Source organism: Caulobacter sp. SSI4214, assembly GCF_012184455.1.
Lineage (GTDB): Bacteria > Pseudomonadota > Alphaproteobacteria > Caulobacterales > Caulobacteraceae > Caulobacter > Caulobacter vibrioides_E.
This window is the reverse complement of sequence record NZ_SZWJ01000015.1, coordinates 1-20,588: the sequence shown is the minus strand read 5'-3', so window position 1 is coordinate 20,588 and position 20,588 is coordinate 1. Positions and strand designations below refer to the sequence as shown.

At 65.2% G+C, this 20,588-nt stretch carries 19 protein-coding genes; 13 read left to right on the top strand and 6 right to left on the bottom strand.

Annotated elements, in window-relative coordinates:
- Positions 1-8 precede the first annotated feature (8 nt).
- The 8 genes from FCU40_RS06615 to FCU40_RS06580 all read left to right on the top strand — a co-directional run bounded on the left by FCU40_RS06615 (position 9) and on the right by FCU40_RS06580 (position 7,467).
- Positions 9-1,805: a 3-hydroxyacyl-CoA dehydrogenase NAD-binding domain-containing protein gene (locus tag FCU40_RS06615; RefSeq protein ID WP_206677311.1), complete on the top strand. Its 1,797-nt coding sequence runs from the start codon at positions 9-11 to the stop codon at positions 1,803-1,805.
- A complete protein-coding gene (gene pcaF / locus FCU40_RS06610; RefSeq protein ID WP_168073816.1) occupies positions 1,798-3,000 on the top strand; it encodes a 3-oxoadipyl-CoA thiolase in 1,203 nt (400 codons plus the stop codon). Before FCU40_RS06615 ends, pcaF begins: the two co-directional genes overlap by 8 nt.
- 65 nt (positions 3,001-3,065) lie before the next feature.
- On the top strand, positions 3,066-4,055 hold the full coding sequence (paaA, locus tag FCU40_RS06605) for a 1,2-phenylacetyl-CoA epoxidase subunit PaaA (RefSeq protein ID WP_168073815.1): 990 nt from the start codon (positions 3,066-3,068) through the stop codon (positions 4,053-4,055).
- A gap of 17 nt (positions 4,056-4,072) precedes the next feature.
- Positions 4,073-4,357 (top strand): 1,2-phenylacetyl-CoA epoxidase subunit PaaB, encoded by a 285-nt coding sequence (gene paaB, locus FCU40_RS06600; protein ID WP_168073814.1) that lies wholly within the window; start codon positions 4,073-4,075, stop codon positions 4,355-4,357.
- Between the two features lies 1 nt (position 4,358).
- On the top strand, positions 4,359-5,117 hold the full coding sequence (gene paaC, locus FCU40_RS06595; RefSeq protein WP_168073813.1) for a 1,2-phenylacetyl-CoA epoxidase subunit PaaC: 759 nt from the start codon (positions 4,359-4,361) through the stop codon (positions 5,115-5,117).
- 4 nt (positions 5,118-5,121) lie between these two features.
- Entirely contained in the window at positions 5,122-5,613 is a 492-nt protein-coding gene (gene paaD, locus FCU40_RS06590) for a 1,2-phenylacetyl-CoA epoxidase subunit PaaD (RefSeq protein WP_168073812.1), read from the top strand.
- Between the two features lie 11 nt (positions 5,614-5,624).
- Entirely contained in the window at positions 5,625-6,701 is a 1,077-nt protein-coding gene (gene paaE / locus FCU40_RS06585; protein WP_168073811.1) for a 1,2-phenylacetyl-CoA epoxidase subunit PaaE, read from the top strand.
- A complete protein-coding gene (locus FCU40_RS06580) occupies positions 6,691-7,467 on the top strand; it encodes an enoyl-CoA hydratase-related protein (RefSeq protein ID WP_168073810.1) in 777 nt (258 codons plus the stop codon). Before paaE ends, FCU40_RS06580 begins: the two co-directional genes overlap by 11 nt.
- Here the strand turns inward: FCU40_RS06580 and FCU40_RS06575 are convergent.
- Genes FCU40_RS06575 through paaI form a run of 3 tightly spaced genes read right to left on the bottom strand, consistent with a single transcriptional unit; the run spans position 7,464 to position 8,939 of the window.
- Positions 7,464-8,069 carry a DapH/DapD/GlmU-related protein gene (locus tag FCU40_RS06575; protein ID WP_168073808.1) on the bottom strand — a complete coding sequence of 202 codons (606 nt, stop codon included), beginning with the start codon at positions 8,067-8,069 and terminating at the stop codon, positions 7,464-7,466. The genes FCU40_RS06580 and FCU40_RS06575 overlap by 4 nt on opposite strands.
- 10 nt (positions 8,070-8,079) lie before the next feature.
- Positions 8,080-8,475: an acyl-CoA thioesterase gene (locus FCU40_RS06570; protein WP_241693558.1), complete on the bottom strand. Its 396-nt coding sequence runs from the start codon at positions 8,473-8,475 to the stop codon at positions 8,080-8,082.
- Positions 8,472-8,939, bottom strand: a complete 468-nt coding sequence (gene paaI, locus FCU40_RS06565; RefSeq protein ID WP_168073806.1) for a hydroxyphenylacetyl-CoA thioesterase PaaI — start codon at positions 8,937-8,939, stop codon at positions 8,472-8,474. The genes FCU40_RS06570 and paaI overlap by 4 nt, the downstream gene beginning before the upstream one ends.
- 138 nt (positions 8,940-9,077) lie before the next feature.
- Here paaI and paaG point away from each other — a divergent pair, with 138 nt between their 5' ends.
- From paaG to FCU40_RS06550, 3 genes are all read left to right on the top strand, one after another.
- Positions 9,078-9,869 carry a 2-(1,2-epoxy-1,2-dihydrophenyl)acetyl-CoA isomerase PaaG gene (gene paaG, locus FCU40_RS06560; RefSeq protein ID WP_168073804.1) on the top strand — a complete coding sequence of 264 codons (792 nt, stop codon included), beginning with the start codon at positions 9,078-9,080 and terminating at the stop codon, positions 9,867-9,869.
- A gap of 18 nt (positions 9,870-9,887) precedes the next feature.
- On the top strand, positions 9,888-11,912 hold the full coding sequence (gene paaZ / locus FCU40_RS06555) for a phenylacetic acid degradation bifunctional protein PaaZ (protein WP_168073802.1): 2,025 nt from the start codon (positions 9,888-9,890) through the stop codon (positions 11,910-11,912).
- 79 nt (positions 11,913-11,991) lie between these two features.
- Positions 11,992-12,591, top strand: coding sequence for a TetR/AcrR family transcriptional regulator (locus FCU40_RS06550; protein ID WP_168073800.1), 600 nt, complete (start codon positions 11,992-11,994; stop codon positions 12,589-12,591).
- 105 nt (positions 12,592-12,696) lie between these two features.
- Here the strand turns inward: FCU40_RS06550 and FCU40_RS23505 are convergent, their stop codons facing one another.
- The 3 genes from FCU40_RS23505 to FCU40_RS06535 form a co-directional block, all read right to left on the bottom strand.
- A complete protein-coding gene (locus tag FCU40_RS23505) occupies positions 12,697-13,566 on the bottom strand; it encodes a TonB-dependent receptor (RefSeq protein WP_168073798.1) in 870 nt (289 codons plus the stop codon).
- Positions 13,563-15,020: a TonB-dependent receptor gene (locus FCU40_RS23500; RefSeq protein ID WP_168073796.1), complete on the bottom strand. Its 1,458-nt coding sequence runs from the start codon at positions 15,018-15,020 to the stop codon at positions 13,563-13,565. Before FCU40_RS23500 ends, FCU40_RS23505 begins: the two co-directional genes overlap by 4 nt.
- Positions 15,021-15,353: 333 nt before the next feature.
- Positions 15,354-16,154, bottom strand: coding sequence for a TonB-dependent receptor (locus FCU40_RS06535; protein ID WP_275052041.1), 801 nt, complete (start codon positions 16,152-16,154; stop codon positions 15,354-15,356).
- Positions 16,155-16,866: 712 nt separating this feature from the next.
- Between FCU40_RS06535 and FCU40_RS06530 the strand changes: the two genes are divergently transcribed.
- Together FCU40_RS06530 and FCU40_RS06525 are read left to right on the top strand one after the other, a co-directional pair.
- Complete coding sequence (locus tag FCU40_RS06530) at positions 16,867-17,436, top strand: recombinase family protein (RefSeq protein WP_168073792.1); 570 nt, start codon at positions 16,867-16,869, stop codon at positions 17,434-17,436.
- Between the two features lie 19 nt (positions 17,437-17,455).
- A complete protein-coding gene (locus FCU40_RS06525; RefSeq protein ID WP_168073790.1) occupies positions 17,456-20,434 on the top strand; it encodes a Tn3 family transposase in 2,979 nt (992 codons plus the stop codon).
- The last annotated feature ends 154 nt before the right edge of the window (positions 20,435-20,588 follow it).

Genomic DNA, 20,588 nt, shown 5'->3' with positions numbered 1-20,588 from the left:
GCAAGTCTGTGGATCTGCGCGCGGTGAAACGCACCCACCCGGCGGCGCAGGTTCCGGGCAAATTCAGTATCGCTCGGCGCCTGACGAGCCCAACGGGCAAAACCCTCGGCCACCCGCGCGCGGGGCGGCGTCATCGGCAAATCGCCGCGATGCGCGTCCCACTAATTAGTAGAATGACCGGACGATTAATTAATGGCAAGGCCCTTTTCCAAACGCATGGGCAAATTCATTTTTCAGTCCCCGATCGCCTCCTTTTTCTTGACCGTCCGGTCGGACTATTTATTAGTCGCGCAAAATTGCAATGGGCGCACGTCATGGAATTCCAGTCGAACGCGACGATCGCGGTGCTTGGCGCGGGCGCCATGGGAACCGGGATTGCTCAAGTGGCGGCCCTGGCCGGTCATGGCGTTGTGGTCATTGATCGCGACGCGCAGGCGCTCGACCGCAGCAAGCATTTGCTCGCCCAGAGCTTGACGCAAGCCGAAAAGCGCGGTCTTGCGCCCGCGTTGCGCGATGCGATCCAAGCAAGGATCGGCTGGTCGACCGACCTTGCCGCGGTCGCGCCCGCCGCGCTGGTCATCGAGGCCATCGTCGAGCAGATCGACGCCAAGCTCAGTCTTTTCCAGGCCCTGTCGAGCCATATCGCGCCAGAGGCGGTCGTGGCCAGCAACACCTCCTCGCTGCCGATCGCCCGCCTGGCCGCCGGGGTCTTGCGGCCCCACAGGTTCCTGGGCCTGCATTTCTTCAATCCGGTTCCGGCGATGACGCTGGTCGAAGTGATCGCCGGGCCCAGCACCGATCCGTCCGTGCTTGAGGCGGCGGAACGGTTGATGCGACGCTGGGACAAACACCCCGTGCGGGTGGCCGACGTCCCCGGTTTCATCGTCAACCGGGTTGCGCGTCCCTACTACGCCGAAGGCTTCGTCGCGCTCGGCGAGGGTTTGCCGGCGGCCGATATCGACCATGCCCTGAAGGCGGCGGGCGGCTTTCGCATGGGACCTTTGGCCCTGGCTGACTTCATAGGCCATGACGTCAACTACGCCGTCGCCCAATCGGTCTACGAGGCCTATGACGGCAAGACGCGCTTTCGCCCCCAGGCCGCGCAGGGCGATCTGGTGGCCCGCGGAAGGTTGGGCCGTAAGAGCGGCCACGGCGTATACGACTATGCAGCGTCCCTGCCCTCGCCCAATCTGGCGCCCAAGGCGGCTCCTCCTCGCCGGCTGGCCGTGGCCGCCGGCGACGACCTGCTCGCGCCGTTGGCCCAGGCTGCCGCGCGCGCGGGCATGGAGGTGTCCAGTCGACGCGATCTAGCGTCCGGCGCGATGGTGATCGACGACATCACCATCGCGCTAGGCGATGGGCGCACCTTGGCCTCGCGCCCCGGCGTCGACGGCCTTTTGGACCATGCGCGCGACCTGGCCGCCGCGCCGACGCTGGTCTTCACCGCCCCCAGCCCACAAGCAACTCAAGCCGCGGCCGGCCTGGCCCAGGCGATCGGCCGCGACGCGCTGTTCGTCCCCGACCGTCCCGGCCAGTTGGTTCTGCGCGCCCTGAGCCAGCTGGCCAACGCCGCCGCCGACGCCGTCGACGACGAGGTCGCCACGCCTCAGGGCGTCGACGAGGCCATGGTCCACGGGGCCAATCACCCCGAAGGCCCTCTGGCCTGGGCCGGGCGCCTGGGCGTTCGGAGGCTGGCCAGCGCTCTTACCCATATCGCCGAGGCGACCGGCGATCCGCTCTATCGCCCCGCGGCCTTTTTCATCGCGGCGGCGACATCGACCGCGCAGGAGATCATCAATGCCTGAAGCCTTCATCTGCGACGCGATCCGCACGCCCATCGGTCGCTACGCCGGAGCGCTCTGCGAAGTTCGCCCCGACGACCTGGCCGCCATACCGCTCAAGGCTCTGGTCGAGCGCAATGGCGGCGTGGACTGGTCGATGGTGGACGACGTCATTCTCGGCTGCGCCAATCAGGCGGGCGAGGACAATCGCAATGTCGCGCGTATGGCCGCTCTGCTCGGCGGCTTGGGGCAAACCGCGCCCGGCACGACGGTAAATCGCCTTTGCGGCTCGGGCATGGATGCGGTGGCCATGGCCGCGCGAGCGATCAAGGCCGGCGAAGCCGATCTGATCGTGGCCGGCGGCGTCGAAAGCATGACGCGCGCGCCCTTCGTCATGCCAAAGGCCTCGTCGGCGTTTTCCCGCGACAACGCCGTCTACGACACCACGATCGGCTGGCGCTTCGTCAACCGAACCCTCAAGGCGCAATTCGGCATCGATTCCATGCCCGAGACGGCCGAAAACGTCGCTGACGATTTTGGCGTTTCTCGCGCGGATCAGGATCGCTTCGCCGTCGAGAGCCAGCGCCGCGCCGCCGCCGCCCAGGCGAGCGGGCGCTTCGACGCCGAGATCGTTCCCGTGAGCATCGCTCAGAAGCGGGGCGATCCGGTGCTGGTCTCGCGCGACGAGCATCCGCGCGAGACCAGTTTCGAAGCCTTGGCCAAGTTGCGCCCGATCGTGCGCGAGGGCGGCACGATCACCGCCGGCAACGCCTCGGGGGTCAACGACGGCGCGGCAGCCCTGATCGTGGCCTCGGCCGCGGCGGTGACCCGGCACGGCCTGACGCCGCGCGCGCGAGTTCTTGGCGCCGCCGCCGCCGGCGTGGCGCCGCGCATCATGGGCATCGGACCGGCTCCCGCCAGCGAAAAGCTCCTGCAACGGCTTGGACTGACGATCGGACAGATCGACGTGATCGAGCTGAACGAAGCTTTCGCCTCGCAGGGCCTGGCCGTGCTGCGCCGCCTGGGACTGGCCGACGACGCCGCGCACGTGAATCCCAACGGTGGGGCGATCGCCCTGGGCCACCCCCTAGGCATGTCCGGCGCGCGGCTGGTGCTGACAGCCGTGGAGGAGCTGGCCAGGACCGGCCAACGCACCGCCCTGTGCACCATGTGCATCGGCGTGGGCCAAGGCATCGCCCTGGCCGTGGAACGGGTATGACGATAATTAATTGACCGACCGTTCGACTAATTATACTGTCCCTGTACGTCATCAAGGAGGACGCGATGTACACCACCGAGCTTGGCAAGGCGGACGGCGCCGCGACCGGTTTGCGCGGGGAGGACCCCGCGCTCCTGGCGGCCTTTGAGGCGCGCGTCGCCGCCGATGAGTTCGTCGAGCCCAAGGACTGGATGCCCGAAGCCTATCGCCGCACCCTCGTCCGCCAGATCTCCCAGCACGCCCACAGCGAGATCGTGGGCATGCTGCCCGAGGCCAACTGGCTGACCCGCGCCCCCTCCCTGCGCCGCAAGGCCGTGCTGCTGGCCAAGGTCCAGGACGAGGCCGGTCATGGGCTGTATCTGTATTGCGCGGCCGAGACCCTGGGCGTCAGCCGCGACGCGCTGACCGAGGCGTTGCTGAGCGGCGCGGCCAAGTACTCGACCATCTTCAACTATCCGACCCTGACCTGGGCCGACATCGGCGCCATCGGCTGGCTGGTGGACGGCGCGGCGATCATGAACCAGGTGCCGCTGCAGCGCACCTCCTACGGCCCTTACGCGCGCGCCATGGTGCGCGTGTGCATGGAGGAAAGCTTCCATCAGCGCCAGGGCTACGAGATCATGATCGGCCTGGCCAATGGAACGCCTGACCAGAGGGCAATGGCCCAGGACGCCCTGAACCGCTGGTGGTGGCCCTCGCTGATGATGTTTGGCCCCCCCGACGACAACTCGCCCAACACGGCCCAGTCGATGCGCTGGCGCATCAAGCGCGACACCAATGACGAGCTGCGCCAGAAGTTCGTCGATATCACCAAGCCGCAGGCCGACTATCTGGGCCTGACCATCCCCGACGCGGACCTGCGCTGGAATCCCGAACGCGACGCCCACGACTACGGCCAGATCGATTGGGAAGAATTCTACGCCGTGGTGCGCGGCGAAGGCCCCGTCGCCAAGGAGCGCCTCAAGGCCCGCAACAACGCCTGGAACGCCGGCGCCTGGGTTCGCCAGGCCGCCGTCGCCCACGATCAGAAGCGCCGCGCGCGCCTCGCCGCTTAAGTCTCAAGGTAGAAGCAATGAGCCAGGATTGGCCTCTGTGGGAAGTCTTCGTCCGCGCCAAGGGCGGGCTCTCGCACAAACATGTCGGATCCCTGCATGCGCCTGACGGCGAACTGGCCGTCCGCCACGCCCGGGATGTCTACACCCGGCGCCTGGAAGGCGTGAGCCTGTGGGTCGTCCGCTCGGTCGACATCGTGGCCTCCGACCCCGCCCAGGCCGGGCCGCTGTTCGCGCCGGCCGAGTCCAAGGTCTATCGCCATCCGACGTTCTACGACATCCCTGACGTCGTAAAGCATATCTGACATGACCCAGACCCAAGACCTCTTCGACTATCTCCTGGCCCTGGGCGACGACAGCCTGATCCTGGGCCAGCGCCTGACCGAATGGTGCGGTCATGCTCCGGCGGTCGAGATCGATCTGTCGCTGGCAAATCTGGGCCTGGACCTCATCGGCCAGGCGACACTGTTTTTGGGCTTGGCCGGCGAAATCGAGGCCAAGGGCCGCGACGCCGACCGGTTGGCGTTCCATCGCGACGCCCTGCAGTTTCGAAACTGCCTCCTGGTGGAACAACCCAACGGCGATTTCGCCCAGACCATGGCGCGGCAGTTTCTGTTTTCGACCTTTCAGCTGGCCCTGTTCGACGCCTTGACCGCATCCGCCGATCCGCGCATCGCCGAAATCGCCGCCAAGGCGGTCAAGGAGGTGCGCTATCACGCCGAGTTGGCGGCCGACTGGGTCGTGCGGCTTGGAGACGGCACCGACGAGAGCCGCCAGCGGATGATCGACGGTCTGGACTGGTTCTGGCGGTTCGTCGAGGAGCTATTCGAGATGGATGAGGCCGAGATCGCCCTGGCCGAGGTGGGCGTGGCCGTCGACAAGCAGGCTCTGCGTCCGGGTTTCGACGCCCAGATCGCCCAGGTTCTCAAACGCGCCGACCTGCCCGAGCCGACCTATCCCCGCGGGATCAAAGGCGGCCGCGTGGGCCATCACTCCGAACATCTGGGCCACCTTCTGGCGCAGATGCAATATCTTCCACGCGCCTATCCCGACGCTGTCTGGTAGCGCCATGTCCACCGTGCCCAGCGCCGCCTTCGTCGACGCCGTCATGACCGTTCTGGCGACGGTGCCCGATCCCGAAATTCCGGTGGTCTCGGTGGTTGATCTGGGCATCGTGCGCGGGGTGCGCGCCGAACCCGCCGCCGTGTTGATCACCCCGACCTATACGGGCTGTCCGGCCACCCTGGCGATCGAGGCGTCCGTCCGGATCGCCCTGGATCAAGCCGGTTTCGCCGCCGTGCCCGTCGAGACGGTCTTGTCGCCGCCCTGGTCCACCGACTGGATCACCGACCAGGGCCGCCAGCGGCTGTTGGACTATGGAATCGCCCCGCCGCCAAAGGGCGCCGATTCAAGGTCTCTGCGCGGCGAGGACTTCGTGGCCTGCCCCCGCTGCGCCTCGACCGATACGGTCGAGGTCAGCCGCTTTGGATCCACGCCCTGCAAGGCGCTGTGGCGGTGCCGCAGCTGCCACGAGCCGTTCGACCGCTTCAAGTGTCATTAAAGAGGACTGCCATGTCGGCGTCGTTTCATTCCCTGAAGATCACCGATGTTCGGCGCGAGATCGACGATGCGGTCTCCCTGGCCTTCGACCTGCCCGACGCCCTGCGCGAGACCTTCCGGTATACGCCGGGCCAGCATCTGACTCTTCGCGCCAGTCTCGACGGCCAGGATGTGCGGCGAAATTATTCGATCTGCGCCGCGCCGCACGAAAATGAACTTCGCGTGGCCATCAAGCACGTCCCCGGCGGGCAGTTTTCGGCCTGGGCCAACACCGCCGTCCAGGTCGGCGACCATGTCGAGGTGATGGCCCCCCATGGCAGTTTCACCTGGAGCTTTGATCCTCAGCGCGCGGCGACCTATGCCGGTTTTGCGGCAGGCTCGGGCATCACGCCGATCCTGTCGCTGCTGAAATCGGCGCTGTCGATCGAGCCCCGAAGCCGCTTTATCCTGTTCTATGGCAACAAGGCCTCCAACTCGATCATGTTTCTGGAAGAACTGGCCGACTTGAAGAACCGGTTCATGGGCCGCCTGCAAATCTTCCATTTCCTGTCCGAAGAGGCCGAGGACATCGATCTTTTCAACGGCCGGCTGGACGGCGCCAGGACGGCCCAGGCCCTGCGCGCCTTTGTCGATCCCAAAACCTTGACAGCCGCTTTCGTCTGCGGGCCCGGGGCGATGATGGACGCGGCGGAAGCCGCGTTGCTGGCGGCGGGCTTGCCGCTGGACGCCATTTTGATCGAGCGGTTCACGGTGGGCCAGTTGTCGGATGTTCAACAGGCCGCCGCCAAGGCCCTCGAGCAGCGGGCGGCCGGTCGCAAGGTCCAGGTGACGTTGGAAGGTCGTCGTCGACAGATCGCCTTCGACGCCGACAAGGGCAGCATCCTGGAGAACGCGCGAGCCGCCGGCATGGCCGCCCCGTTCGCCTGCAAGGCCGGGGTCTGCGCGACATGCCGCGCCAAGGTGGTCAGCGGCCAGGTGGAGATGAAGACCAACTATGGCCTTAGCGCCCAGGAGGTGGCCGAAGGTTACGTGCTCACCTGCCAGGCCGTGCCCCTGAGCGACGACGTCGTGCTCGACTATGACGCCTGACCCGCAGCTGCTGTGCAGCACGGCCGCCCCGGGCGTGCTGTTGCTTTGCTTGAATCGGCCCGAGCGTCGCAACGCCTTGGCCACGCCGCTGCTCTGCGCCGTGGCCGAGGCCCTCGAAGAGGCCTCCCGCGCGCCCGAGGTTCGCGCTGTCGTGCTGACGGGCGGCGACGCTGTTTTCGCCGCCGGCGCCGACATCGACGAACTGGCCGCCGCCGATGCGGGGGATCCGGTTCAAGGTCCCCGATTTCTCGCCTGGAAGATGGTGCGGGCTTTTCCCAAGCCGCTGATTGCTGCGGTGGAAGGCTGGTGCCTGGGCGCGGGGGCCGAATTGATGATGTGCTGCGACATCGTCGTGGCCGGCCAAACCGCCAGGTTTGGCCTGCCCGAAACCAATTTGGGCATCATGCCTGGCGCGGGCGGTACGGCGAGCCTGCCCCGGCGGATTGGACGGGCGATGGCCATGCGCATGGTCCTGACGGGCGAGCCCATCGATGCGTCCGCCGCCTGTGCCGCGGGCTTGATTTCCGAGGTCGTCGAAGCCGGCCAGGCGCTGGACGCCGCCGTGACCCTGGCCCAAACGATCGCCGCGCGTTCGGCCAGCGCCATGCAAGCGGCCAAGGCCAGCATCAACCAGGCCGAGACGCTCAGTGAACCGGATCATCTGCTGGCCGAACGTCTGCGTTTTGTGGCGCTGCTGGGCACGCCCGACAAGATCGAGGGCGTGCGCGCCTTCAAGGAAAAGCGCCCGGCCCAGTGGCGCGTCTAGGCGCGGGATCTGAGGTTCTCCGACAGCGGCCGGTAGTCCCCTTTCAGACGGGGCCGGTCGGGCTCTTCCTTGGACAGCGGATCGCACGCCACCAGTCCTTCCAGACAGCGTCGCGCGAGGGCCTGGTACTCGGCGGTGCCGCGCGTCTTCCACGCCAGCTCCTTGTCGGAGACCTCTCGCACGCATCGCGCCGGAGCGCCGGCCCACAGGGTTCGCGGCTCGATGAGCGTCCCGGCCTTCACGAAACTGAGCGCGCCCACGATGCTGTCGTCGCCGACCACGACATTGTCCATGATCACCGCGCTCATGCCGATCAAGGCGTTGCGCCCGATGCGGCAGCCGTGCAGCACCGCGCCATGGCCGACATGGCCATGGGCCTCGACCACGACCTCGCGCCCTGGAAAGCTGTGCATGACGCAGTTGTCCTGCAGGTTGGCCCCGGCCTCCAGCACCAGCCGGCCAAAATCACCGCGCAGCGACGCATTGGGCCCGACAAAGCAATCGGGCCCGATCACCACATCGCCGATCAGCACGGCGGTGGGATGGACATAGGCTGTCGGATCGACAACGGGGCGCAGGCTTTCGAACGCATAGCTGGGCATGGCGCGGTTCCTAGGAGACGGCGATGATTTGCGGCACCGGACGCGGGGCGCGGTCGGGTCCAACGGCGACAAAGGTGAAGGCCGCCTGAGTGACCTTGATCCGTTCGCCGCTTTCGCGAGGCCGTCGCCAGGCCTCTACGGCGATCTTCATGGACGAGCGCCCGGTGGCCACGACGGATGCGTAGACCGACACCTCGTCGCCGACGACGACGGGGCGGTGGAACGAAATGGCCTCCACGGCCACGGTCACCGCGCGGCCTTCGCAATGGCGGGCCGCGGCGTTGCCGGCGGCCAAATCCATCTGCCACATCAACCAACCGCCGAAAATGTCGCCGCTAGGATTGGTGTCGGCCGGCATGGCGATCACCCGGATGACCGGCTCGTCCCTGGGTGGCTGGCCGCTCACAGACCGGCCCCGCGCTCGCCGGCGGCAAGCCGGTCTTCCGTCAGGGGCAGGATAGATCGTCCCAGCGTGCGCGAAAGCCCCTCGAAAGTCGCCGCGATCTGACCGTCCTCGGTTCTGATGATCACCGAATATACTCCCGTGCGCCCCTCGATGGCCGTTTCCCGGGCCTCGGCCCAGACGGTCTGGCCCAGATGCACAGGGTTGAGGAAGCTGATCGCCGCGTGCTGGGCGACGCTGGCGCTGTTTCGGCTGTTGCACGCGTAGGCGAAGGCGGTGTCGGCCAGGGTGAACAGTACGCCCCCGTGACAGGTGCCCACACCGTTGAGCATCTCCTCGACAACCCGCATGGAGACCTTGGCGAACCCTTCGGCGACGGCTTCCAAGCCAAGCCCGAAGAGGACCGTGGGGCCCTCCCCGGCGCGCAGTTTCATCGCGACCCTAAGCGCGGTCTCATCTGGATTCATGACCTGATCCAATCTGTCTTGTTCCCAAGCCATAGTCGACGCTGTCGCCGCTCGCAATAATTGACCGACCGTTCGTTCTACTTTATCTCTGATGCGGCGTCGGGGAGGCGCGACAGGAAAGCGGCAGGCGAATCCATCATGGCCTACGAAACGATTCAGTTTTCCCTTGAGGCGGGCGTGGCGCGCCTGGTGCTCAATCGCCCAGACCGCCTCAACAGCTTCACGGTCCAAATGCACGGCGAGGTCGCCGCCGCCCTGGATCTGATCGAGGCCGACGGCGCGGTGCGCGTCCTATTGGTGACCGGCGCGGGCCGAGGCTTTTGCGCGGGCCAGGACCTGGCCGACCGCGCCGTGTCGCCGGGCGGAGCGGCCGTGGATCTGGGCCAGTCCGTGGAGCGCTACTACAATCCCCTGGTGCGCCGTCTGGTCGCCCTGCCCTTCCCGGTGGTCTGCGCGGTAAACGGCGTGGCCGCCGGCGCCGGCGCCAACCTGGCGCTGGCCGCCGACATCGTCATCGCCGCCAAAAGCGCCAAGTTCATCCAGTCTTTCGCCCACATCGGACTGATCCCCGATAGCGGCGGCACCTGGATCTTGCCACGCCTGATCGGTCAGGCCCGAGCCCTGGCCATCACGCTGACCGGCGTCCCTGTGCCGGCCGAACAGGCCGAGGCCTGGGGCATGATCTGGCGCGCCGTCCCTGACGAGGCCCTGGTTGAGGAGTCGGAGAAGTTGGTCGCCGGCTTCGCCAAAGCCCCGACCCTGGGCCTTGCCGCGACCAAGGCGATGATCCGCGCCAGCGGGGCCCATACGCTCGACGAAGAGCTCGACCTGCAGCGCGACGCCATGCGCCGGCTTGGCCACAGCGCCGACTACGCCGAAGGCGTCGACGCCTTCCTCAACAAACGTTCGCCCGTCTTCACGGGTCGCTGATTTTCCGGAGTCGCCGATATGAAACCCCTCAAGCTTCTCAACTATGTCGGCGACGCCTGGCAGGGCGCCGACGCTGGCCTGGCCGACGTCAATTCGGCCCTCACCGGCGAGATCGCGGCCCAGCTCGGCTCCGGCGGCGTCGACTTCGCGGCGATGGCCGCTCACGCGCGCAACACCGGCGGCCCGGCCCTGCGCGCCATGACCTTCCACGAACGCGCCCGCATGCTCAAAGCCCTGGCCGAGGCGATCATCGCCCGCAAGGAGGAGCTCTACGCCCTGTCAGCCCAGACGGGCGCGACCCGAACCGATGGCTGGGTCGATATCGAAGGCGGCGCCGGCACTCTCTTTGCCTATTCGTCCAAGGGTCGGCGCGAGCTGCCCAATGACACCATCTTGTTGGACGGCGCCCTGGAGCCGCTGTCCAAGCGCGGCACGTTTGTCGGCCAGCACATTCTGAGCCCCCTGCAAGGCGTGGCGCTGCACATCAACGCCTTCAACTTCCCGGTCTGGGGCATGCTCGAAAAGCTTGGCCCAACTCTGCTGGCCGGCGTCCCTGCCATCGTCAAGCCGGCGTCCTCGACCGCCTATGTCACCGAGCAGTGCGTGCGGATCATGATCGAGTCCGGCGCTCTGCCGGCCGGCGCCTTGCAACTGATCGTCGGCTCGACCGGCGACCTGTTTGATCACTTGACCGGACAGGACGTCATCTCGTTCACCGGCTCGGCCGCCACGGCCAACAAGCTGCGCAGCCATCCCAACGTGGTGGGCCAGAGCGTGCGCTTCATCGCCGAGTGCGACAGCCTCAACGCCACGGTGCTGGGTCCGGACTGTACCCCCGACACCCCCGAGTTCGAGCTGTTCGCCAAGGAAATCGTCCGGGAAATGACGGTCAAGGCCGGCCAGAAGTGCACGGCCATCCGCCGCGTCTTCGTCCCCGCCGCCTTGATCGACGCCGTGCAGGAGGCGGTCTCGCAGCGCCTGGCCGCTGTTGTGGTCGGCGATCCCGCCAACGAAGGCGTCACCATGGGAGCCTTGGTCAGCCAGGGCCAACGCGCCGACGTCCGCGCCAAGGTCGCCGAAATGGCTCAAGACGCCCGGATCGTGTTTGGCGATCCGCAGGCGCAACCCGAGGGCGTCAGCGCCGACGGCGCGTTCATGAGCCCCGTTCTCCTGCGGTGCGACACGCCGTGGGCCGCGCCGCATATCCACGCCACCGAGGCGTTCGGGCCAGTTTCAACTTTGATGCCCTACACCGACCTCGCCGACGCCGTGGCCTTGTGCCGCGAAGGTCAGGGCTCGCTGGTGATGTCGCTGTTCACCTACGACCCGCAGGTGGCCATCGCCGTCATCGACGGCGCAGCGGCCTTCCATGGCCGGGTGCTGATCGCCGACCGCGATTGCGCCCGCGAATCCACCGGCCACGGCTCGCCCCTGCCCGGCTTGGTTCACGGCGGACCGGGACGCGCCGGCGGCGGCGAGGAAATGGGCGGCCTGCGCGGCATGAGCCACTATATGCAACGCACCGCGTTGCAGGGCTCGCCCCGCATGTTGGCCGCCATTGGCCATCGCTGGCTGCCTGGCGCGCCGAAAATCGCCGAAGGCCCACACCCTTTCCGCCTGAAGTTCGACGAGCTGGCGCTGGGGAAGACCTTCGACAGCGCGCCCCGGACCATCAGCCTGGCCGACATCGAGCATTTCGCGGAATTCACCGGCGACACCTTCTACGCCCACATGGACGAGGAGGCGGCCAAGGCCAACCCGTTCTTCCCAGGCCGGGTCGCCCACGGCTACCTGATCCTGTCGTTCGCCGCCGGCCTGTTCGTCGATCCCGCGCCGGGCCCTGTGCTGGCCAATTACGGTCTGGACAACCTGCGCTTCCTCAAGCCGGTCTCGCCGGGAGACACCATCGCCGTGGCCCTGACCGCCATGTCGAAAAGTCGCCGCAACGACGAGTATGGCGAGGTGCGCTGGAACGCCCAGGTCACCAACCAGGACGGCGACCTGGTCGCCACCTACGAACTTCTGACCATGAACGCCCTCTAGCCGGAAGGTCTTGCCGGACTGGCGCAGGCGCAAACGATGCCTTAGTCCTAGGCCAGTTCCGCATCAAACGAGGCGATAGATGGCGCGCACGCAAGCGATCGACTACGATAGGCGGCGTGAGGCCATCATGGAAACCGCGGCCAAGCTCTATGCGGCCAAGGGGTTTTTAGGGACGTCCGTGGCCCAGATCGCCGTTGCTTGCGAGACGTCCAAGTCGCTGCTCTATCACTACTACCCGTCCAAGGAAGACATCCTGTTCGATGTGATGGATTCGCACGTGCAGGCCCTGGTCGAAGCGGCCAAGCGCGTGGAGGAGATGGAAATCTCGGCCGCCGACAAGATCCGCCGCCTCGCCGACGACCTGATGGCGGTTTATGTCGGGGCCCAGGCCCATCAGAAGGTGCTGCTCAACGAACTGGTCAATCTGCCCGAGGATCGCCGGCGGATCATCATCGACCACCAGCGCCAGTTGCTCGATATCGTCGATCGCCAGATCATCGAGATCCGCCCTGACCTGGCCAAGCACCGCGCCGAGCGGCGCGCCATGATGATGCTGCTGTTTGGCATGCTCAACTGGACCCACACCTGGTACGACCCCGCAGGTCCTGTGACGCCGGCGCGGTTTGCCGCCCTGGCCGCCGAGAGCTTCCTCAAAGGTTTGCGTCCCGCGTCCAGCTGACGGCGTCGCGCCGCTGCCTGTCGCGTCAAGGGCGCGGGGCGTACAGGCCCTGTCGACGACGATCTGGTCGGGGCGGCGGACGCCGTCCGCCGCCCCGACCGCACATCAGCGCCTGTAGTCCAGGCTCAGACCGAAGGTGCGAGGCTCGCCAAACAACGCGAACGCCACGCGGCTGTCGCGTTGAGAGAAAACGTGAGTCCTGTAGGCCTTGTCGGCCAGGTTCTTACCCCACAGGCTCAAGGTCGTGCGGCCGTCCGGCGCGGTATAGGCCAGGGCCCCTTCGAACAGGCTGTAGCCGGGGATCACGGTGATGGGATTGTTGTCGGCGTCGTAGAAGCTCTTGGACTGGTGCTTCCAGCTGCCGCGCACTGACAGCGCCGCGCCGCTGTCCAGGGTCAGATCGTAACTGGCAAAGGCGCTGGGCGCGAACTTGGGCGCCTGTCGAAGTCGGTTGCCGTCAAACGAGCCGGCGTTGTTTTGCGACGGCGTGCCGGTGAACTTGACGTACTTGGCGTCCAGCAGAGAGACCGCGCCGCCCACCTCCAGCCCCCGGACCGGACGGGCGGTGGCCTCCACTTCCAGGCCCTTGATCCGCGCCTTGCCGGCGTTTTCGGTGATGAACTGGCCAAAGCCCGAGCCCGCTGGCTGGAAGAAGCGGGTGACCTGCAGGTCCCGATAATCGGTGTAGAACACCGAGCTATTCAAGCGAAGCCGGTGATCAAATAGTTCGGTCTTGGCGCCGACCTCGTAACTGGTGGCCTTTTCCGGATCAAAAGGCGTTGTAGCCGTGGCCGCGGTCGAGGCGCTGCCGGTGAAGCCGCCGCTCTTGAAGCCGGTGGCGACGCTGGCATAGGCCATCGCATCATCGGTGAACTTGTACTCGGCCACCGCCTTCCAGGTGACGTTGCCCCAGCCCTCTTCAGCCCCGACCTTGGCATAGGGCTGCAGCAGGAGCGGCAGGCCCGAATAGATCACCCCGTCAGAGGTGATGCGCTTTTCTCATAGGAATAGCGCACCCCGCCGGTCAGCTTCAGGCGGTCAGTCAGGGCGTAGGAGGTCTGGCCATAGACGGCCCAGGCCGTGCCGCGGTTGGTCTGGTGGGTGGCCGAGACGCTGGGCAGGCGATCAGCCCGCCCCAGGGACGGGAAGTTGAAGGTCTCGGTCCGCGCATTGTCTTCGCGGCTGTAGAAGGCGCCGGTGATCCAGTCCAGACGTCCGCCCGACGGCGACGTCAGCCTTAGCTCCTGGGTGTATTGCTTGGGCGCCTCGTCGACGCCGTCGGTGATCTTGAAAGTGAACCCCTGGGTCGCCGGGCCCAGCAGGACGGTGTTGGGATTGCCCGACGCGCCGGTCAGGTCGGTGAAGACCGACGACGCCGGCAGACCCGAGGAATCTTCCAGGTAGTGGTAGGTGGTTTCGCGGTAGCTTGAGATGGCCGTCAGGGTGGCGAAGTCGAAATTATAGTCGAACTTCAGGCTCGCCCCGAAGATGTCGCGGCGTGTGAAGCCCTCCACATCGGCTAGCGTCGTGTAGGGGCTGGCGGCCCCACCGAACGCCTGATTGACCGCCACCGGATCGGAGGCGCAGCCGCAGTTATGCAGGGGCCCCGCGCTGCCGACCGGTTCGCGGTTGGTCGCGCCGTTGCGATCACGCGCGCCGTCGACGGTCAGAGACAGGTCGAGCTTGTCATTGGGCTCCCAGCGCACGGCCGAGCGATAGCTGAAGCTTTCGGTCTCGCCCCAGCGCTCGCCATAGTGGGGGCTGCCGACCAGGACGTTGCGCAGATAGCCGTCGGTCGAGCGGTAGCTGACCGCGGCCTTGGCGAACACCGTGTCGCTCAGGGGGCCGCTGATCAGGCCGCCGAGGTCCTTGCGCCCGAAATTGCCCACCCGCGCCTGGACGCGGAACACCGGGGTGGCGGTGGGTTGCAGGGTCACGAAGTTGATCGAACCGCCGATGGAGTTCTTGCCATAGAGCGTGCCTTGCGGCCCGCGCAGCACCTCCACCCGCTCCAGGTCGAAGAGGTCGAAAACCTGGGCCGAACGGGCGGCGATGTAGACGCCGTCGATGGAGACGACCGTGGAGTCGCTGGCGGCCGGCCCGTCTTCCTTGGTGCCCACCCCGCGGATGGCGATTTCCGGTTGACCGGCGGCGAAGGCGGCGAAGGTCAGGCCCGGCGTGCGGTCGGCGATGCCTGAAAGATTGGTGATGTTCTGGCGAACCAGGGTCTCGCCGGTGATGGCGGTGATCGCCGCGGGAACATCCTGCAGGACCTCGTTGCGCCGGTTGGCGGTGACAATGATCTCGCTGAGCGCGGTGTCCTGTCCGGGCGCGGCGGGCGCTATGTCCTGCGCCAGAACTCCAGAGCCCCAGGCTCCGGCGGCAAGGCTGGTGATCAAGGCGCAAGCCGAGGCAGCGCCACGGCGCATGATGATTTGCATAGTCCCCTCCCAGGATTCCGGCTGGTCATTACCAGTCCGTCCGGTCGGACTTTTATTCTATTTCGCATAACGGTGCAATATTAGACCGAACGGACGGTCTATATCCTGGACGTGGGCTTTCCACGGTGGGGCGGGTTGGCAAGCCGGCGGCGGCGCATGCCCGGCGTCAGGCCGCCCCCGGCCGCGCGGGAACGACCTGACGCCGGGGCGCGTGGACCCAGGACCCTTGCCCATTGGGGCGGCGGCGGGCCGTGCGTCGACCACGACCCTGCGCGCGGGCCGCCTGACGGGCTTGGCCTTGCGCCAAGCCCGAACAGTCTTCTAGAAGCGGCGACGAACCGTGACGCCGTACTCTCGAGGACGACCATAGGTGCCCTCGGTCAGCAGACCGAAAGCCGCGCTCGCGGCGTTGCCCGAGATCAGATAGCGCTTGTCCGAAAGATTGGAGCCGAAGGCGGCGATGCTCCACGCGCCGTCTTCACGGCCATAGGTGATCCGCGCATTGAACAGGCTGTAGGAGCCTTGCGAGATCAGCGGCGTGTTGGCCGCGTCAAAATACTGCCGGGCGACATAGGCCCAGTCGCCGCGGATCGTGACCTCGCCACCCTCGCCCGCGGGAAAGCTGTAGTCGGCGCCGAGATTGCCGGTCCATTTGGGCGTGCGGATCAACTTGCTGTCCAAGGTTATGGGGAGGGACAATCCATTGCCGCCAACCTTGGTGTATTGGGCGTCCAGATAGCCGATCGAGCCGTCGAACCTCAGGCCGCTCACCGGCGCGGCCCGGAACTCCAGTTCCAGCCCCTGCAGACGCGCCTCGGCGGCGTTGGCCACATAGTTGAGCGGCGTGCGATTAACGGTGACCTGGATATCCTTGTAGTTCATCCGATAGGCGGCCAGGTTGAGCACCAGTCGGTGATCGAACAGCTCTGATTTGAGGCCGGCTTCATAGTTCCAGACGACTTCGGGATCGAAGGGCGCGACGTCGGCGCTGCTGCCGGTCGCCCGGCCGTTGAAACTGCCGCTCTTGAACCCCTTGGAGGCGGACGCGTAGGCCAGGATGCGGTCAGTGACATCGAAGTTCACGCCGAACTTGGGCGAGACATCATTCCACTTTCCGTCCAACGGATATTGGCCATAGAGGGGGCGTCACATAAAACGGGCACAGATATACGCTAAGGCCTGAGAGCGTCGGAAAACACCTGATTTTCGGTGCTGACTGCCCTGCAGTGGACGTGGTCGGTCGATATTATGAGGCTTACCATCGCTCGCTGTTGGGCGACGTCGCACATTTTCTGCATATTGAATTTTGATTATCGGGAGAACCATATGAGGTGTCTTGCCACAAGCAGCGCGGTGAGCGCCGCTCTGCTTCTTTTCAATCAGTCGGCACAGGCTCAATATGCGCCCGTCGATCCAATGCCAATGGGGCAAACGGCGACCAGTACGATGGCGAATAAACTGTCTGGCGACATCGCCAACGGGAACTCGCGGTCCAATTCGGTATCGGCCCGATGTCTTGCTGATTCTGGTCCGGGACCGGAGAGGCGCGCGATGGAAGCCGAATATAAGCGCCGGTTAGCTGCAAAGGGAACCGCGAATGCGAATGCATGGCGGGCCGAACATGGTCGCTGCTATCGTGCGGCTCTCGTTGCAGCAGGGAAGTGCAAATAGTTAACCGAGTTTGCCTGCTATTCCGGTAGGCGGCAATCACATGTTTTCCGACAGGGTAGCATCGCAACCAGGCTACGCCTCGACAACCATGGTTGATTTTGCACGACAAACCCTGTCGCTTTGATCTAGTGCGCGACAACATCAATTTCAGGGTTTGTCGCACATGCTCATCGGGTACATGCGTGTCTCATCGGTCGATGACCGTCAGTCGGTTGACCTTCAACGCGATGCCCTCCTCGCCGCAGGTGTCGATGAGCGCCATCTCTATTCCGACAAGGCATCGGGCGCCCGGGATGATCGTCCCGGCCTGAAGGCTTGCCTCGAATTCCTGAAGGCCGGCGACACCTTGGTCGTTTGGAAACTCGACCGTCTCGGGCGATCATTGACCAATCTTCTGGCGATCATAACCGATCTGAAAAATCGAGGTGTGGCCTTCCGATCGCTAACGGAGCAGATGGACACAAGCACGCCCCATGGTGAATTGCTGTTTTCGCTCTTCGGCGCGCTCGCCCAATATGAACGCGCGCTCACGCGTGAGCGGGTGATGGCAGGCTTGGTCGCAGCTCGACGACGGGGCCGGCGCGGGGGCCGGCCGCCCAGCATTGACGCGGAAACGATCGAGCAGATCACGGCAGCCCTCGATGCCGGCGCAAGCAAGGCGTCGGTGTGCCGATCATTCAAGGTGCCGCGATCGACCCTCATCGGCACGCTCGATCGCATTGGCTGGACGTGACCGGTCAAGGCCTGACCCGATGCCCCGCCGCTCTGTTCTGACCGAGGCGCAACACGCCGAGTTGTTCGCCTTGCCGGAGAGCGAGCCAGATCTGGTGCGATACTGGACGCTCAGTTCCGCAGATCTGCGCGTCTTCACGAGCCGGAGGCGTCCCCACAACCGCCTCGGTTTTGCGCTGCAGCTCTGCGCCTTGCGATATCCTGGCCGATTGCTGAAACCCGGCGAATTCATCCCTGATGCTCCTCTCAGGTTCGTCGGGGATCAGCTCGGCGTCGAGCCGGACGCGCTTGCCGATTATGCCACGCGTGGTCCCACCCGGTATGAGCAACTCGATACGCTGCGCGAGGTATTCGGTTTCCGGCAATTGAGCCGTCCGATCCATGCAGAACTGCAGGCTTGGCTCTTGCCGATCGCACTGACCATGACCGGTGGAATCGATCTCGCGCGGATCCTGATGGAAGAATTCCGCCGCCGGCAGATAATCGTGCCCGGTATCACGTCCCTGGAACGCATGGTGAGCAAAGCTCTGTTAGATGCCGAGCGGAACGTGGGCAACCTGCTGACGGGAAGTCTGACTTCAGTGCAATGCGGCCTGCTGGACTCGCTGCTGCTGCAGCACAATGCAGGCCGCATCAGCATTCTTGCCTGGATCCGCCAACCACCCGGTAGACCGGGACGACGTGCCTTCGCGGAAATTCTCGAGCGATTGTCCACATTGCGGGCAATCGGCTTGGAGCCTGAAGTTGTAGCCCCAGTCCATCCAGAACGACTGCGGCGCCTTAATCAGGAGGGCGTGCGGCTCACTGCGCAACATCTATCCGTCCTGAACCCGATCCGTCGCCGGGCCATTCTGGCTGCCACCGTTGCCGAAATGCAGATCGCCCTGACTGACGATGCCGTGATGATGTTCGAACGTTTGATCGGACAGATGTTCCGGCGTGCCGAGCGCCGGGAAGAGGCTGCGCTGAAGCGCGACAAACGCACCATCAATGGCAAAATTCGTCTGCTGGCCCGTCTCGGAACTGCGATCATTGATGCAAGGGACAGCGGTGCAGATCCTCTCAGCGCCATTGAAGAGGTTATCGGATGGGACGATCTCGGTTCCGAGATCGAGGAAGCCAAGCGACTTGTCCGTCCCGATCCGCTCGATCCCGTCGAACTCGCGCGATCGAACCTGCCGATCCTGCGACAGATCGGTCCGGCCTTCGTCGCAAGCTTCACCTTCGGTGCGGTGCCTGCCTGTGTGGGTCTTGCTCGAGCCATCGCGACAATGCGCGATCTCGGAAGTGGCCGCCTGCGCAAGCTACCAGCAGATGCCGCGCTTGGTTTCGTCCGACCGGCATGGCGGCGACGGATTGGCCGAGCCGGTCTTGATCGCCGTATTTTCGAGTTCTGTGTCCTCGCCGAGTTGCGGGACCGCTTGCGAGCGGGTGACGTGTGGGTCGAAGGCAGCCGGCGATACAGAGCCGTGGAGCAGCAACTTATCTCCACCCCGGTGTTCACTGCGATGAGGGCCGCTGGTCCATTGCCTGTCCCGGTCGCCGATACGGCCGCAGTCTGGCTCGAGGAGCGCAAGGCGCTCCTTTCCCGAAGGCTGGCCGAGGTGGACGCAAAGGTGGAAGCGGACGCGCTCGAAGATGTGCACTTTTCAGGCGGCAAGCTGCGGATATCGCCACTTCGAGCCATCACACCGGAGGAAGCCGAAAGGGCACTCTCTCCCTTGTATGGCCATTTGCCGGCCATCCGCATTACTGACCTGCTGGCGGAGGTTGATCGTTGGACCGGCTTCTCGAAATGCTTTACCCATCTCACCACGGGCCGCGTACATGATGATCCCCGCACTGTCCTGACAGCGGTTCTTGCCGACGCCACCAATCTCGGCCACGCCCGCATGGCAGAGGCCTGCGATTTGGTGAGCCAGCGCCAACTCGGTTGGCTTGCGGCATGGCATTTACGCGAAGACAGCTACGGCGCCGCCTTGGCGATGTTGGCCGATGCTCAGCATCGCATGACGCTGTCAAATGTGTTCGGCGATGGAAATGTGTCGAGTTCCGATGGCCAGAACTTTCCACTTGATCGCCGCGCGCAGGCGACCGGTTCTGTTAATCCCCACAAGGGCAGTGAACCTTCGGTATCCTTCTATACTCACGTCTCGGATCGCTATGCGCCGTTTCATGCCAAGGTTATTTCCGCCGGTGCGAGCGAGGCAGCCCACGTCCTTGACGGCCTGCTGCATCATGGTGCCGAACTTGCGATTGAACGCCACCATACCGATGGCGGCGGCATTTCCGACCATGTTTTCGCGCTCTGCCATTTGCTGGGGTTCCAGTTCGCACCGCGAATTCCCAATATCGCCGCCCGGCGCCTCCACTTGTTCCGCGATGCGCGGCCAGGGCCGACCATAGCCCCGATGGCCGCGCAAGCCATTGATGAACAGCTCATCGCTAGCCACTGGGAAGACATCGTCCGCCTCGCAACATCTATCCGGACCGGAGTCACGAGTGCCTCCACCATGCTCGAGCGCCTTGGTTCATATCCGCGCGCCAACGGCCTGGCGCTGGCGCTACGCGAGATAGGCCGGGTTGAACGGACGCTTTTCACCCTAGACTGGATCGAAAAGCCGGAAGAACGGCGCCGTGCTACGCGCGAACTGAACAAGGGCGAGGCGCAGAACGCCCTCAAGCGCGCGATCTTCTTTCACCGCACCGGCCGGATACGCGACCATGGGCTACAGGCTCAAGGACACCGAGCGTCCGCGCTCAATCTGGTGGCTGGAGCCATTGTCCTCTGGAACACGACCTACCTCGAGGCGGTGCTTCGCCATATGGAGCAGCAAGGAAAGGCAATCCCGGCCGAATTTCTCCAACATCTGTCACCGCTGGGCTGGCAACACATCAATCTGACCGGCGATTACCTTTGGACGGATCATGACTTAACGACCGGCACGCTACGGCCGCTGCGCCAAAAGATCGGCGCTACCGTGCCCCAAAAGGCTTAGCGTATATCTGTGCCCGTTTTATGTGACGCCCCCTATTTGATCCCGCAGGACCATGTCGCCGCAGAAGCCCAGTCCCTGCCAGTGACGGTCGAGATGGGCGCCTATTTGAATGAGCGGGCCAGTCTGCTCGATCAGCGTCTTGCCGCCTTTGCCA